This window comes from Thiomicrorhabdus sp., from assembly GCF_041583835.1.
GTDB lineage: Bacteria > Pseudomonadota > Gammaproteobacteria > Thiomicrospirales > Thiomicrospiraceae > Thiomicrorhabdus.
Genome location: NZ_JBFHFC010000006.1, coordinates 16328 through 30916, shown reverse-complemented (window position 1 = coordinate 30916; position 14589 = coordinate 16328). Strand labels below are relative to the sequence as shown.

Below are 14589 nucleotides of genomic sequence, written 5' to 3'. Positions count from 1 at the left end.
TTGTATGTTAAACCTGTTGTCCGAAATGCACTTGAATTACTTCAAGCAATCCTATGGTTCGTGCCGAAATCAATTTCTAGAAAGTCTGAATAACGTCTCTGAAGCGTTGATTGTCGATCGTCAGGAATTTGCGCATCCTCTGGCAGGTCCGCAGGGCGAAGCGCTGTTTTGCGATGTTGTCTTTCTGGGACAAAAAGCCGATCCAGACAATGTGCTGGTGTTGATTTCCGGTACTCACGGCGTAGAAGGGTTTACCGGTTCGGCTGTGCAAACGGACAATTTGAGTTTACTGAGCGACGTTTTGCTTGAACAGCCCGATTTAGGTGTCGTGATGATTCATGCCATGAATCCGTGGGGGTTCGCTTGGGTGCGTCGTTGCGATCATGAAGGCATTGACCTAAACCGCAATTTCATCGATTTTAACGAGCCGTTGCCGATTCACGCAGGTTATGAATCTTTGAGTATGAAACTTGACGATTTGGATTTGCTGTCGCAAGAAGGTCTGGAAACCTTATGGGACGGGATGGACTTCAATGAATTTGTCGAACAGGCTACCCGGGGCCAGTATCAAGATGCGGCCGGGTTATTCTATGGTGGTTCGCAGCCATCCTGGTCGCGTCGGGTCTTGGAAGAGATTACCGAACACGGCTTTTTTAAAACCGCACAACGTATCTCCGTGATTGACGTACATACCGGTTTAGGGCCTTATGGCTATGGCGAAATCATAAACGATCATCAGCCTGATAGCGGCGGTTTTTATTGGGCGAAACACTTGTACGGTGACAACGCTTATTCGGCGCATCTGGGAGAGTCCTGTTCGGCACCCAAACTAGGGTTGTTGGACTACCACTGGCACGAGGTTGTCGGGGATCGAGGTTGTTTCGTGACTTTGGAATACGGCACCTATGCCGTAAAAGATTTGATTGCAGAGCTGCTCAAGGAGCAACTTTACCATCAGTCCTTGAAACCCGGGCAGACTCGGGATGTACAGTCGACTACGGTACAGAGTATGAAAGCGTTTTTTTATCCATTTGAACCCAGTTGGCAACAACAGGTTTTGTTCCGTGCCAGACAGGTGATTGCAATGGCTTTATCGGGAATGACCGAGTGAAATCTCCGACAATTAGAGCGGCCGGTTCTAAAGACATCCCTGCCTTATTGGAAATTGAAAAAATCAGTTTTAGCACTGACCGTTTATCGAGACGAAGTTTCCAAAACTTCATCAAACCCGGTTCGCACGATTTATGGGTATTGGGCGACGAGGAGGTGATCGGTTATGTATTGATCTTGTATCGTACCGGAACCAACTTGGGACGGCTTTATTCGATTGCCTTGTTGCCGGAGTTTCAAGGCAAAGGTTATGCCTTGCAATTGTTGGCGTTTGCGGAAAAAGCGGCGGCGGCCAAGCATTGTGTCTATATGCGTTTGGAAGTGAACGTAGACAATGCCGCAGCTAAGAAATTATATGAAAAGCAGGGCTATCGGGTAGTCGGTAATATCCGTGGCTACTACGAAGACGGTTCCGATGCTTTGCGCATGGAAAAACGCATTCACTCCAGTGCTGCCCAACTGAGCAAGCCTAAGCCTTATTATCAGCAAACAACCGAGTTCACCTGCGGCCCCGCTTCGTTAATGATGGCGATTAAAACCCTTAAGCCCGATTATGAAATGACTCGACGTGAGGAGCTGCAAATCTGGCGTGAGGCGACGACGATCTTCATGACTTCGGGGCACGGCGGTTGTTCTCCGCATGGCTTGGCATTGAGCGCGTGGCAAAGAGGCTTGCAGGTGAGTTTGTATATGAATCGCAGCGACGCGCCTTTTCTCGACGGTGTTAGAGACGAAGAGAAAAAAGCCGTTATTCAGCTTGTGCATCAGGATTTTCTGGCTCAGATCGAACAGACCGGCATACAGGTCTTTATACATGACTTGGAATCCGAAGAACTGGATGCGATTTTACAGACCGATCATCCGGTCATTGCGTTGATCAGTACTTGGCGGCTTAATCGCAATAAGGCACCGCATTGGATTTACGTGGCGTCTTCGGATGATCGATTTGTTTACATCAACGATCCGGAACCGATCGAAGATCCGCACTTGAGCCAGACGGACTTTCAGCAGATTCCGATAGATAAGAAAATGTTCCGTGAAATGGCCCGTTTTGGACAGAAGCGTTTGCGGGCGTTGCTGGTGATTTCCGACAGGAATGATCAAAGTAGATAGGTTGGTTGAAAGCGGGGAGTTTAAAGCGATTTTAAAAATGGGCGGCTCTGCCCATTTTTAAGAATCGATACACTTAAATCTGTTATTGATTCAACCTTCCGAATCGTCCCGGTTGTCGGGCGCTTTGTATTTGTCCACCAGGCTTTGAGTATAGCGAAACGAAAGCCAAAGCGCCGGAAAGGTCACCGCAAAGGTAAATAGGGCGGTGAAGATGCTTTTGCTAACCCCTTCGCCTTGATAGACCACAATTGCCCCAACCACCAAGCTGATGACAATACTGTTTCGCAAAGCACGTTTTACAGGTGACAATTCCATGTTGTTTTCCTTTTAAGTCGCTTTTTAAATATTTGATTATGGCGTTTTACCAACCGTTAAAGGTAAGCTCTTATCAATCCCGTACTCCTGCATGGAGCCGTCATACAGTTTAACGTTGGTATATCCCAAACTTTCCAGCATTGCCATACTGCGCGAGGCGCGGTGTCCCGAATTGCAGTAAACGATGATTGGTTGCTGTTTAGTAGAAATTCCTAGTGTATTCAATTGCTTAAGTAGGCTTTCTTGAGAGGCTTGTTTGTAACCGTTGTTAACATCCAGTGCCTGACTCCAGTCAAACCAAACGGCCGTCGGGATATGACCGGTGCGTTTTTGTTTACGGTCTCCGATGTATTCCGGCTCGCTACGGGCATCCAGTAGAGCGATGTTTGCGTTCTCAATCGCAGCTTGAATTTCTTTTTTGTCGGCGGTCAATCGATCCGTCGAGTCCTGTTCGGGAATCGGATAATGACTAATCGGCAAACGTTTAGGAATGCTTTGAGTGACCGGCTTACCTTGCAGAATCCAATCGACAATTCCACCGTCCATCATATTTACCTGGGCGTGATTGATTTTTTTCAGCTCCCAGTAGAGGCGGCTTGCATTGAGGTTGCCGATGTCGTCGTAGAGTACGATGTGATCTTCAGGTTTAATCCCGAGTTGCGAAAGCACCATTGCCATATATTTAGGGCCCCCGCTGAGTGCTAGACCGTTTTGAGGTCGAATCAACCAATCGTAATTAACCCAGAGCGCATTGGGTAGATGATATTTCTGATAAGCCTGTTGAGAACTTAAATCAATTAAAACCAGTTTATCTTGGTTTTTGCCGACCCAGTCGCTCGAGACAAAGACGTTGGATGTCGCCGTAGTTTCGGTATTGGCTTGAACCTGATTGAAAAACAATCCCGCCAGCATAAACGCTAACAGGAAAAAGCGGACAGGGGACCTTAAGTTGCAGGTGGTGCTTATTACGGAAGAAGTTCTCATCGGGCAGCTCGATTATACGGTTAGGTTAATTAGTTATTTAATCAGTAAGGTTTGTAAACAGCGTAAATAAGCCTGTTCGTCGGGTTCGATCTGGTCGCGTTGCGCAATCCATAAGGATTCCGCCAGACAGTCCATCATGGCGTGTTCAGTTGCTTGAACGTCGCCTAAACGTTGTCCGAGTTGTTCGTAGACGGCTCTGATGCCGTGGGGGCGATCCAGTGCCACTTGTTCCTGCAAGGCCAGATGCATGCCCATGTGCAGGAAAGGGTTGGTTTCGCCGTCTTCGGGTTTGTATTCGTTGCCCAGATGTTTTTCGTTGCTGAGCATGTTGTGGTATTCGGGGTGCATTTCAATGACTCGCGCCACCATTTGTTCCATCGCATCCATCGGCTGACCGGTGCGAGCTTTGTTCCAGGTGTCGGCGTAAAATTGGCGGAGTCGATCACGTTCGGAGGTATAAAACATAGCTAACGGGCCTACTGGTTTAAAGTTTATTCGGTTTTGTCTTTATATTCGCACAAGTCGTAGATACAACAGGCACCACAACGGGGTTTGCGTGCAGTGCAGGTATAACGGCCGTGTAAAATCAAGAGGTGATGCGCCGGAATCAGATACTGTTTGGGAACGAATTTAAGCAGGTTCTTTTCCACTTCCAAAACATTTTTGCCGGGTGCGAGCTTGGTGCGGTTAGACACGCGGAATATATGGGTATCGACCGCCATCGTCGGTTGGCCGAAGGCGGTATTGAGCACTACATTGGCGGTTTTTCGACCAACTCCCGGCAACGCTTCCAAGTCAGGACGGTTATCCGGTATCTGGGAACCGTGCAGATCGATCAACATCTTACAGGTTTTGATGATGTTTTCGGCTTTGGTGTTAAATAATCCGATGGTTTTGATGTACTCTTTGAGCCCGTCTACACCTAGTGCGTAAATCGCTTCCGGGGTATTGGCGACCGGAAACAGTTTGTCCGTAGCGATGTTGACGCCTTTATCGGTTGCCTGGGCGGACAGAATTACCGCGATCAATAATTCGAACGGCGTACTGTAGTTGAGTTCGGTTTCCGGTTCGGGAATCGCTTCACTGAGGCGTTCGAAGATTTCCAAGCGTTTTTGTTTATTCATAACTATTCGTTTTGCGTTGAGTCGCTATTTTTTACCGTCGTTCATTTTTATTTTGGCTGCATCGGCGTCGATACGGCTACTTGAATGCCAAGCTGGTTTTGTTGCTTGGTCACTTTTTTGGCATCCACATAGTTTTTGAATGCGATTAGCAACCCGAGTCCTATAAAGGCACCGGGCGGAAGAATGGCCAATAAGACGCCTTGATAGTCGCCGCCGAAATGAATCGTCCAGCTGCGTGCACTCTCGCCGAACATAAGGTATGCCTGGTCGAATAGAGTGCCGTTTCCGATCATTTCACGTAAGGCGCCTAACAGAACCAGAATGAACAGGAACCCGAGTCCCATGAAGAAAGCATCCAATGCGGCTTTGTCTAAGGAGTTCTTGGATGCATAGGCTTCGGCTCGTCCCAGAATGGCGCAGTTGGTGACGATTAGAGGGATGAAAATACCCAATATACCGTGCAGAGTATGGAAATAAGCGTTCATCAAAAGGTCGATGATGGTGACGGCCGTCGCGATAATGGCGATGAAAACCGGAATACGGATTTCGTCCGAGACATGCTTACGGATCAGGGAAACCAGAATGTTGGAAGTCATCAGTACCAGTAAGGTAGCCAAACCCAAGCCTAGGCCATTGACGGTGTTGTTGGAAACCGCCAATAGCGGACATAAACCGAGTAGGGCAACCAACGCCTGATTGTTTTTCCATAAACCGTTTTGGGCGATTAATTGATAATCCTGTAAGCGTGTTTTGGTTTTGTTTTCCATGGTTTCCGCTCCGGCGGTCACGGTGTTTGTGGAATCACTCATACAGTTTTTCCCCTTGTTGGTTGATCAGGCTAAGGGTTTTCTTGACGGCACCGACCACCGCTCTCGGCGTAATCGTTGCACCGGTGAATTGGTCGAAATCACCGCCGTCTTTTTTAACCGCCCAGCGCGGATCGTTATCGTCACGAAGATTGCGACCGTTGAATTCGAGAATCCACGAATGTTTGTTGACTTCGATCTTATCGCCCAGGCCGGGGGTTTCTTTATGTTTTAAAACCCGCACGCCTGAAATACGGCCGTCTGCCATCACGCCGATTAACAAATGAATATTACCGCTGTAACCGTTCGTTGCAATGGCCGTCAAAATCAAACCGGCCGGCTTGCCGTTTTTACGTGCACGGTAAACCGTAACCGGTTGTTCGCTTCCCAGTGCTTCCAGCAGGGTCGGATCGGTAATCGTTTTTGTGTCGGTCAGAGGTTGGTTGTCATACAGCGATTCCGGTAGAACCTGATTAAAGGTGTCCATTAAGGTCTGCTTTTCGGCTTTTTCAACCAGCGGGTCGGTGATGTATTTGATGCCCAATAATAAAATAATACTGACCAACACGAACAAGCTGAGCTTGCCGGCCGAACGCAGCATGGTTTGTATGAGTAATTTACCGTTGGATTCAATCATTTGGAACGACTCATCGTTTATGGCCAAAAACACGAGGCTGCGTGTATTGGTCGATTAATGGAACCGCAATGTTCATCAATAATATGGCAAAGGCGATGCCGTCCGGAAACGCGCCCCAGTTGCGAATAACGTAGACTAGAATTGCAATACCGGCCGCATAGATCAACTTTCCTTTGGGGGTGGTGCTGGCGGTTACCGGGTCGGTGATAATGAAGAAAGCGGCGAGCATGGTTCCGCCGGTGAGTAAGACGACATCCATCGGCGGATAAAGTCCGGGATCGATTAGGTTGAACATCATGCTGACGGCGGCGAGGGTGCCCAAGAAACCAACAGGATATTGCCAACTGATGACACCGGAGTAGAGCATCCAAAGACCGCCGATCAAAAAGGCGATATTGATCCATGCCCAGCTGTTCAGTCCCCACAGTGTCGTTTGCAGTTCTTTATTCAACGTGTCGTGGATTGAAACGCCTTGAGATAAACCGGTGCGCATTTCGTTCAATGGGGTCGCGCCCGTATACATGTCAATCGAAACCCCCGGGATATGGCCGTTGAAAATGTAGTGCGCCGATTGCATGAAATCGAGTGTACTTTGGGTAAATTCGACCGGCATGGTCCATTGTGTCATCTGAACCGGAAAGGAGATCAATAAAAATGCATAACCCAGCATGGCCGGATTGAACGGGTTGTAACCCAAACCACCGTACAGGTGTTTGCCGAAAATAAGGGCAAACGCACTGCCCGTCACCACAATCCACCAAGGGGCGTCGGGAGGGATGCAGAAAACCAAGCCGGTGATGGTGATTAATGCACTCATGTCGGTAATAAACGGCAAGACCGGACGTCCGCGTAATTTAAGCATGACGTATTCAACGACTAAGGCTGTTGTAAGCGCCAGCATCCATTGGATGACGATACCGTAACCGAATAGATAGATGTGTGCCATTAATGCCGGTAGAGCGGCAATTTGAACCTGCAACATGACTTTACGCACGTTTTGATTGTTGTGTGCATAGGGAGAGGAAGAGACGATGGGGTGACTCACTTTGAAATTCTCCTATTGCTCGTCGGCTTGTTGTTTGGCTTTTCGGGCGGCAGCACGTTTTTTCGCCGCCTCCATTGCTGCTTTAAGTTTATCGGCCGCATTGTCCGTTGACGTTGCTGAATCGGACTCTGATGGTTGAGAATCCGTCATTTCGTCAGCCGAATCGGTTTTTACGGTCTTTTCCTCTAGCGCTGCTTTTTCCGCCGCACGTTTTTTAGCGGCGGCCTTGGCGGCTTCCATTGCGGCTTTGCGTTTATCCACCGTGCCATCTTTAGGCGTTTTCCCGGGCGGTGGCGGATTGGGTTGGGTAATTTCTTCTTCGCCAATCGAATCGGTTTTGTCCGCTTTGGCCTCAGCACGTTTTTTGGCTGCTGCTCTGGCTGTTTGCATGGCCGCTTTGCGTGCGGATTCTTTTTCCGAAGCTTCGGTCGTTGCGGTTTCCTGAGTCAGGTCGGTCGTCTCGGCCGTTTGCTGTGCTTTTGCTTGAGCGCGCTTTTTAGCCGCCAGCATGGCCGCTTGTTTTGCAGCCGCTTTCGGATCCGGCTTAGCCATTGGTGCGGCGTCTTGCTTGGTATCCGTATCGGCATCGGAAGTTTCTCTTTTGACAGACTTCTGAGCGGCCAACTTAGCTGCTTCAATCGCTTTTAGGCGAGCGGAAGGCATTTTGGTTTCCGTTTGCTCTTCGGTAGAGGATGCCTGCTGGCCTTTGGCAGCGGCTCGTTTTGCGGCGGCGGCTTTCGCTGCAGCAGCTGCCGAACTCGTTTTTTTACCGGCACTTTCATCGGTAGGCGCTTTAGCAGCCTCTTTTTTAACCGCTTCTTTTTTAGCTTTCAGGCGCGCTTCGCGTTCCTGTTTTTCACGTTCGATGCGAGCCAGTCTGAATTCATGACGTTGTTTTGCCAATTCGACGGCTTCTTTTTCGGCGTGAATTTCTTTGATTTCGGATTTGGCGTGGCGGTAATACTGTACGAGTGGGATGTGGCTAGGGCACACGTAACTGCAGCATCCACATTCAATGCAGTCGAATACGTTTAATTTCTCAACTTTGTCGAACTCGTGTGCCTGGCTGTGCCAATACATCTGTTGCGGTAGCAGATTGACCGGGCAAGCATCCATGCAGTCACCACAGCGGATACAAGGCATTTGCATTTCGACCGGTTCGGGAGGGTTCGCTAGAATGCAGTTGGTGGTCTTGATAACCGGCACGTCGTTGTTTGCGACCTTGAAGCCCATCATGGGGCCGCCCATTACAAGAGGGTAATTAAGTTCGGTTTTGGGTTGTGCGGCCTGTGCCAACGTCGAAAACGGCGTACCGATCAAGACGTGCATGTTAAAGGGTTGATTCAAACCCAGTCCGGAAACCGTTACTAAACGCGAAGTCAGCGGTTCGCCGAAAGTGACGGCACGATAAATGGTGGTATAGGTGGCAACGTTCATCATGAGCATGCCGATATCGACCGCGTGTGCCTTGTGCGGCATTTCAACGCCGGTTAACTCTAGGGTGAGTTGTTTTTGACCGCCCATAGGATAGACGGTTTCAACAACTTTGATTTCCACACGGTTATTGGCCGCGGCTTTTTGCATGGCTTTGATCGCTGCCGGTTTGTTGGATTCGATTCCGCAGATGATACGTTCTGCCCCTAACGCTTCGGCTGTGATTAAAGCACCCTGAATAATGCTGTCGGCTTCGGTCTGCATCAATAAATCGTCGCAGGTAATGAACGGCTCGCATTCGGCGCCATTGATTAACAATGTATGAATTTTACCGCGCTGATTCGGGATTTTGGCGTAAGTCGGGAAGCCCGCACCGCCCATACCGACAATACCGGCATTCAGTAGAATCTCTTTAAGGGCGAGTGGTGACTCGGGTACGGTACCGTCTACACCAAGTATGTTATCCAATGCCTCGTCAAGACCGTCCGGTTCGAGAATGATCGCCTGATCTTCCAGGCCGGAAGGGTGCGGTAAGGTGATTGGCTGAATCGCGGTGATTGTTCCCGAAGTCGGCGCGTGTACCGGAACACTCAATGCTTTAAACGGATCTTTGGAAGGTTGTGCAAGTAGTTGATTTTTTTTGACTTTGTCGCCAACCTGTACTTTGACTTCAGGCGGCAAGCCGACCTGTTGTTGCAGCGGTAAAATCAACTGTTGTGGAATGAGCTTGGCTCGGATCGGCTGGCTGGCAGACAGTGATTTATTGTATTTGGGGAATACGCCGCCATTGAATTTGTGCATCAAACGTTTCGCGGAAGGGTGGGCTTTAGCCAATAGGTTGACTATCGGGGTAAACAAATTCATTGATCACCTCCTGATGCCTTATTGGGTTCGGGCCACTTCCAGTTTTTAGGCGTGACTTCGACCGGAATCATGTCGATACAGTCAACCGGACAGACCGGAACGCACTTCTCGCAACCGGTACATTCTTTCTGGATGACGGTATGCATCATTTTGGTGGCACCGAGAATGGCGTCGACCGGACACTCTTTAATGCACAAAACACAGCCGATGCAGAGGTCTTCGTTGATAAAGGCTGTTTCCTTAGGTTTGGGTTCCGTCGCGGCTTCATCCATGGCTTTAGGCTCGAGACCGGTGATTTCGGATATTTCAATCATCACCTCGGTGCCGCCAGGAATGCACAGGTTGACTTCCGCTTCACCATTGGCCAACGCTTCGGCATAGGGTTTGCAGCCTGGATAACCACACTGGCCGCACTGTGTTTGCGGTAGGATTTTGTCGATCTGTTCCGCCTGCGGATTACCTTCCACTTTGAATCGAATCGAGGCGTAACCCAATAAAATGCCGAATAGAGCGGCTAGGCCAAAGAAAATGAGGATTGCTTCGATCATTTAACTAAACCACCGAATCCCATAAACGCCATAGACATCAAACCGGCGGTAATCAATGCGATCGGGGCGCCTTTAAACGGAGCCGGAACGTCGGAAGCGTCAACACGTTCGCGAATGGATGCGAACAGAATCATGACTAATGTAAAGCCGACAGCGGCACCGAAACCGTAAACGGCGGATTCGATGAAGTTGTTTTTTTCACCGACATTCAGTAACGCAACCCCTAAAACCGCACAGTTTGTGGTAATCAGAGGTAGGTAGATACCGAGGACTTGATAAAGTGTCGGACTGGTTTTGTGGATGGCCATTTCGGTAAAGCCGACCACCGCCGCAATGGCAAGAATGAAGCCGATGGTCTGTAAATACTCCAATCCGAACGGGTGCAGAAGGTAAGTATAGATGATGTAGCTGAGTACCGATGAAAGCGTCATGACGAACGTTGTCGCTAATCCCATTCCCAATGCCGCATCGGTTTTCTTGGACACGCCCATGAAAGGGCAGAGGCCTAAGAATTTGACCAATACGAAATTGTTTACCAATACGGTACTGATTAAGATCAGGATATATTCTTGCATATCACGCTCGCCTTGATTCGGCCGGAATTACGCTCCGCCGTTCTTATTTCACTCGCATACCCGGTTGAGCACCTTCGTCAGGCGATAAAACGAATAGATCGCTGCCGCCCGGTCCTGCTGCCAATACCATGCCTTCGGAAAGACCGAAACGCATTTTACGAGGTTTTAGGTTGGCGACCATGACGGTTAATTTACCAATCAGTTGTTCCGGTTCATAGGCCGATTTAATCCCGGCAAAGACCTGGCGCTGTTCAAAACCGATATCCAGCGTCAATTTTAGTAACTTATTAGCTTCCGGAACGGCTTCGGCATTGATGATTTTGGCAACGCGTAAATCGACTTTTGCAAAATCTTCGATTGAAATCTCTTCCGCCAGAGGATCAAAATCCTGCGTCGCTTGTGGCGCAGGTGCAGCAGCCGGTTTTTGGTTGGTTGCCGTCAGGCTTTGTTGTGAATCGTCGATCATTTTTTGAATCTGTTCCATTTCCAAACGGGTCAGCAGGGCTTTGAACTTGTTGATGGCGTGGCCTTTAAGCGGCGTAGCGACATCCTGCCAGCGCCAGTCGTCAATGTTCAAAAACGCTTTTGCCTGATCGGCGGTGGCCGGAATAACCGGGGCCAAATAAGTCATCAATACACGGAACAGGTTGATTCCGACGCTGACCGATTCATGCAGTTCCTTTTCCTTGCCTTCTTCTTTGGCAAGTACCCAAGGCGCGGTTTCCGCGATGTATTCGTTGGCTCTGTCCGCCAGTGCCATGATCTCGCGCATGGCTTGTCCGTAGTCGCGTTTTTCGTAAAGTTCGGCGATCATTTCGGATTCGTTGGCGAAACTGTCGTACAGGGCCTGAGCATCGGCACTCCATTCGCTACTTAGTTTGCCATCGAATTTCTTGACGACGAATCCGGCGCAACGGCTGGCGATATTGACAACCTTTCCGACTAGGTCGGAGTTGACTCTTTGGGCAAAGTCTTCCAGGTTTAAGTCAATGTCGTCAATGCGGCTATTCAGTTTAGCGGCAAAGTAATAACGCAGGTATTCCGGATTCAAATGATCCAGATACGTTCTGGCCATAATGAATGTACCGCGGGACTTGGACATTTTTTGTCCGTCAACCGTTAGGAATCCGTGTGCAAAGATGGCATCCGGCGTACGGAATCCGGCACCGGATAACATCGCCGGCCAGAATAGGGCGTGGAAGTAGATGATGTCTTTACCGATGAAATGATAAAGTTCCGCGTCGCTGTCCGCTTTCCAGTATTCGTCGAAGTTAAGCCCCGATTTTTCGCAATAGGCTTTAAAGCTTGCCATGTAACCGACCGGTGCATCCAGCCAAACATAGAAAAACTTATCTTTTTCGCCCGGAATCTGGAAGCCGAAATAAGGGGCGTCACGGGAAATATCCCAGCCGCGAAGTCCGGATTCGAACCATTCATCCAATTTGTTGGCGATTTGCGTTTGCAGATGTCCTTTGTGAGTCCAGTTTTTCAACATCTCTTCAAAGTGCGCCAATTCGAAGAAGAGGTGATCGGTCTCCTTTTCGACCGGCGTGGCGCCGGAAACCACTGATTTCGGGTTCAGAAGTTCGGTTGGGCTGTAAGTCGCACCACACACTTCGCAGTTGTCGCCGTACTGGTCTTCGGCCTTACACTTCGGGCAGGTCCCTTTAATGAAACGATCGGGAAGGAACATCTCTTTTTCAGGGTCGTAGAACTGGGTGATCGTTTTACGGCTGATGTGTCCCTGTTCTTTAAGTTGGGTGTAGATATAACCGGCTAACTCTTCGTTTTCAGGAGAGTTGGTGCTGTGATAGTGGTCGAATGCGATATTGAACCCGGCAAAATCCGCCTGATGTTCTTCGGAAGATTTGGCGATTAATTGTTCCGGGGTAATGCCTTCGGCCTGGGCGCGTAGCATAATCGGTGTTCCATGTGCGTCGTCGGCGCAGACATAGGTACACTGATGTCCGCGCATTTTCTGGAAACGCGCCCAGATGTCTGTTTGGATGTATTCAACTAAATGCCCCAAATGAATTGGTCCATTTGCATAAGGTAATGCGCTGGTGATTAGGATTTTTCTTGGGGATTGCTTTGCAGTAGAAGAATTCGGTTTTTCAGACATCTTAAAAGAATCCATTTTCGGTTATAGGTTGAATAAGGTTTAGTCGAATGGGACGGCTCGGATTTCGCTTGAGCAATCCAATCAAAAGTAACCGAATATTATAGCCATTTTGATGGCTGCGTTGTGTGTTTGTTGCATATTTTATATGGTCTGAAAAACCCTAGTTCACAATTTATTTGGGGTTTTATACGTGTTTTTGCAGATAGTGTTTGAATAGAGGGTGGCTGTCATTTATTATGATGTTTTAATTCTATTGTCTTTTACTTGAGGAATGGTTCTGTGGGGGTTGAATGTAAGGTTTTAAATGATGACGTCATTATTTCAATAATCGGAAGTTTTGACGTTAGTTGTTACGATGACTTTAATGATTCCTACAGAGCTTACCTTTCGTCCCCCGATTCTGTTTTCTATATCGATATGAAAAATACCACTTATCTGGATAGTTCGGCATTGGGTATGCTGCTTTTATTGAGAGAGAGAACCGGCGGCGATAAAAAAAGAATCCAGATTGTCAATGTTACCGAGCAGGTCATGGAGATATTGAGAGTGGCGCATTTTGACCAGTTGTTTTCAATTAAAAGTCTGCATTGATCGAATATCGGTTTCGTTAAACAAAAAAAAGCACGTTTTATACGTGCTTTTTTATTGGATGAATTTAAGGTTTTTCGGTTAGTCGATCTTATGTATTTTGAATGACGATTTCCGGGAATAGGTTGCCGTAATTGCGTTTGGTGATGCCGATCTTGGCACTGACTTGGTGTGCCATGTCGCGATATTTGTGGGCTATGGAGCTGTTGGGTTCTGCCGTGACCGTCGGTTTACCCATGTCGGCTTCTTCACGGATGCGTTTATCCAGTGGTAAAGATCCCAGGAAATCCACGTGGTAGGTTTCGGCCAGCTTTTGGCCGCCATGTTCACCGAATACGGCTTCTTCATGGCCGCAGTTGCTGCAAATGTGGGTCGACATGTTTTCGATGATTCCCAGTATCGGAATTTCGACTTTTTCGAACATCTTCAAACCTTTTTTTGCATCGATTAACGACACTTGTTGCGGAGTCGTGACGATGATTGAACCGGTGACCGGAATTTGTTGTGCCAAGGTGAGTTGGACGTCGCCCGTTCCCGGAGGAAGGTCGATAATTAGATAATCCAGATCTTTCCAATCGGTCTCTTTAAGTAATTGGGTTAAGGTTTGGGTGACGATCGGACCGCGCCAAATCATCGGGGAGTCTTCTTCGATCAAAACTCCGATTGACATAACTTGTAAGCCGTATGCTTCAAGCGGTTTCATGGTTTTGCCATTTTCCGACTGTGGTTTGTCGTTGATGCCGAGCATGGTCGGAATGCTCGGACCGTAAATATCTGCGTCAAGAATGCCGACTTGGGCGCCTTCCTGTTGCAGAGCCAGGGCAAGGTTGACGCTGGTGGTGGATTTGCCGACGCCGCCTTTGCCGGACGCTACGGCAATGATGTTTTTGATGTTGGGCAGCGGGGAGGTTCCCTTTTGGACGTCATGGGAAACGATGGCAGTTTCAAACTTGATGCTGACCGACTCGATTTCGGGAATCTGTTTTAGGTTGTGGCTGGCGTTCTGTTCGATAGTCGGCCACAGGCTTTTGCACGGGTAGGGCATTTTGATTTCGAGTTCGAGGTGACCCTTTTTGAACTGCATGCCACTCAACGCTTTCAGCTCAACCAGGCTTTTTTCGCTGGTTGGGTCTAATGTCTGCTTTAATTGCTTTTCGATTTCAGCCTGTAAAGTTTCTGAAATGCCGTTACCGAATAGTTTGTTTAAAATTCCCACTGAGAACCTCTTTGATTGTTGGGTTTGCGCGAATGATCGCGCTCAATTTAATTACCCGCTATTTTATCAGGTGTTCATGGGATTAAAAAACGGAGTCTGAAAGTGGTT

15 protein-coding genes are annotated in these 14589 nt (G+C 48.5%); 3 read left to right on the top strand and 12 right to left on the bottom strand.

Features of this window, described 5'->3' with window-relative positions; translation table 11 throughout:
* Positions 1–4: 4 nt before the first annotated feature.
* Both ABY044_RS04805 and ABY044_RS04800 read left to right on the top strand, forming a co-directional pair.
* A complete protein-coding gene (locus ABY044_RS04805) occupies positions 5–1111 on the top strand; it encodes a DUF2817 domain-containing protein (protein WP_373018719.1) in 1107 nt (368 codons plus the stop codon).
* Positions 1108–2223 carry a peptidase C39 family protein gene (locus tag ABY044_RS04800; RefSeq protein WP_373018717.1) on the top strand — a complete coding sequence of 372 codons (1116 nt, stop codon included), beginning with the start codon at positions 1108–1110 and terminating at the stop codon, positions 2221–2223. The genes ABY044_RS04805 and ABY044_RS04800 overlap by 4 nt, the downstream gene beginning before the upstream one ends.
* A gap of 90 nt (positions 2224–2313) precedes the next feature.
* Here ABY044_RS04800 and ABY044_RS04795 read toward each other — a convergent pair whose 3' ends face one another.
* From ABY044_RS04795 to metG, 11 genes are read right to left on the bottom strand one after another with little or no spacing between them, the layout of a single operon-like run.
* A complete protein-coding gene (locus ABY044_RS04795) occupies positions 2314–2538 on the bottom strand; it encodes a hypothetical protein (protein ID WP_373018715.1) in 225 nt (74 codons plus the stop codon).
* Positions 2539–2574: 36 nt separating this feature from the next.
* Positions 2575–3522, bottom strand: coding sequence for a sulfurtransferase (locus ABY044_RS04790; RefSeq protein WP_373018713.1), 948 nt, complete (start codon positions 3520–3522; stop codon positions 2575–2577).
* A gap of 33 nt (positions 3523–3555) precedes the next feature.
* A complete protein-coding gene (locus ABY044_RS04785) occupies positions 3556–3987 on the bottom strand; it encodes a DUF1841 family protein (RefSeq protein WP_373018711.1) in 432 nt (143 codons plus the stop codon).
* A 26-nt stretch (positions 3988–4013) separates the two neighbouring features.
* Entirely contained in the window at positions 4014–4646 is a 633-nt protein-coding gene (gene nth, locus ABY044_RS04780; protein ID WP_373018709.1) for an endonuclease III, read from the bottom strand.
* 47 nt (positions 4647–4693) lie between these two features.
* On the bottom strand, positions 4694–5413 hold the full coding sequence (locus tag ABY044_RS04775) for an electron transport complex subunit E (protein WP_373018917.1): 720 nt from the start codon (positions 5411–5413) through the stop codon (positions 4694–4696).
* A 34-nt stretch (positions 5414–5447) separates the two neighbouring features.
* The gene (gene rsxG / locus ABY044_RS04770) at positions 5448–6089 is read right to left on the bottom strand and encodes an electron transport complex subunit RsxG (RefSeq protein WP_373018707.1); all 642 of its coding nucleotides are present in this window, start codon (positions 6087–6089) and stop codon (positions 5448–5450) included.
* A gap of 10 nt (positions 6090–6099) precedes the next feature.
* Positions 6100–7134 (bottom strand): RnfABCDGE type electron transport complex subunit D, encoded by a 1035-nt coding sequence (locus ABY044_RS04765; protein ID WP_373018705.1) that lies wholly within the window; start codon positions 7132–7134, stop codon positions 6100–6102.
* Positions 7135–7146: 12 nt separating this feature from the next.
* On the bottom strand, positions 7147–9432 hold the full coding sequence (gene rsxC, locus ABY044_RS04760; RefSeq protein ID WP_373018703.1) for an electron transport complex subunit RsxC: 2286 nt from the start codon (positions 9430–9432) through the stop codon (positions 7147–7149).
* The gene (gene rsxB, locus ABY044_RS04755) at positions 9429–9980 is read right to left on the bottom strand and encodes an electron transport complex subunit RsxB (protein WP_373018701.1); all 552 of its coding nucleotides are present in this window, start codon (positions 9978–9980) and stop codon (positions 9429–9431) included. Before rsxB ends, rsxC begins: the two co-directional genes overlap by 4 nt.
* Positions 9977–10555, bottom strand: coding sequence for an electron transport complex subunit RsxA (gene rsxA / locus ABY044_RS04750; RefSeq protein WP_373018699.1), 579 nt, complete (start codon positions 10553–10555; stop codon positions 9977–9979). The genes rsxB and rsxA overlap by 4 nt, the downstream gene beginning before the upstream one ends.
* A gap of 43 nt (positions 10556–10598) precedes the next feature.
* Positions 10599–12677, bottom strand: coding sequence for a methionine--tRNA ligase (gene metG / locus ABY044_RS04745; protein ID WP_373018697.1), 2079 nt, complete (start codon positions 12675–12677; stop codon positions 10599–10601).
* Positions 12678–12956: 279 nt separating this feature from the next.
* Here metG and ABY044_RS04740 point away from each other — a divergent pair, with 279 nt between their 5' ends.
* Complete coding sequence (locus ABY044_RS04740) at positions 12957–13268, top strand: STAS domain-containing protein (protein ID WP_373018695.1); 312 nt, start codon at positions 12957–12959, stop codon at positions 13266–13268.
* An 88-nt stretch (positions 13269–13356) separates the two neighbouring features.
* On the opposite strand, the gene apbC is transcribed toward ABY044_RS04740, so the two are convergent.
* Positions 13357–14481, bottom strand: coding sequence for an iron-sulfur cluster carrier protein ApbC (apbC, locus tag ABY044_RS04735; RefSeq protein WP_373018693.1), 1125 nt, complete (start codon positions 14479–14481; stop codon positions 13357–13359).
* Positions 14482–14589 lie beyond the last annotated feature (108 nt).

Bases quoted from the DNA above. Each gene is read 5' to 3' on its own strand.
- ABY044_RS04805 (WP_373018719.1), top strand. From the start codon at position 5: ATGTTAAACCTGTTGTCCGAAATGCACTTGAATTACTTCAAGCAATCC.
- ABY044_RS04795 (WP_373018715.1), bottom strand. From the start codon at position 2,538: ATGGAATTGTCACCTGTAAAACGTGCTTTGCGAAACAGTATTGTCATC.
- ABY044_RS04790 (WP_373018713.1), bottom strand. From the start codon at position 3,522: ATGAGAACTTCTTCCGTAATAAGCACCACCTGCAACTTAAGGTCCCCT.
- ABY044_RS04785 (WP_373018711.1), bottom strand. From the start codon at position 3,987: ATGTTTTATACCTCCGAACGTGATCGACTCCGCCAATTTTACGCCGAC.
- nth (WP_373018709.1), bottom strand. From the start codon at position 4,646: ATGAATAAACAAAAACGCTTGGAAATCTTCGAACGCCTCAGTGAAGCG.
- ABY044_RS04775 (WP_373018917.1), bottom strand. From the start codon at position 5,413: ATGGAAAACAAAACCAAAACACGCTTACAGGATTATCAATTAATCGCC.
- rsxG (WP_373018707.1), bottom strand. From the start codon at position 6,089: ATGATTGAATCCAACGGTAAATTACTCATACAAACCATGCTGCGTTCG.
- rsxC (WP_373018703.1), bottom strand. From the start codon at position 9,432: ATGAATTTGTTTACCCCGATAGTCAACCTATTGGCTAAAGCCCACCCT.
- rsxB (WP_373018701.1), bottom strand. From the start codon at position 9,980: ATGATCGAAGCAATCCTCATTTTCTTTGGCCTAGCCGCTCTATTCGGC.
- rsxA (WP_373018699.1), bottom strand. From the start codon at position 10,555: ATGCAAGAATATATCCTGATCTTAATCAGTACCGTATTGGTAAACAAT.
- metG (WP_373018697.1), bottom strand. From the start codon at position 12,677: ATGTCTGAAAAACCGAATTCTTCTACTGCAAAGCAATCCCCAAGAAAA.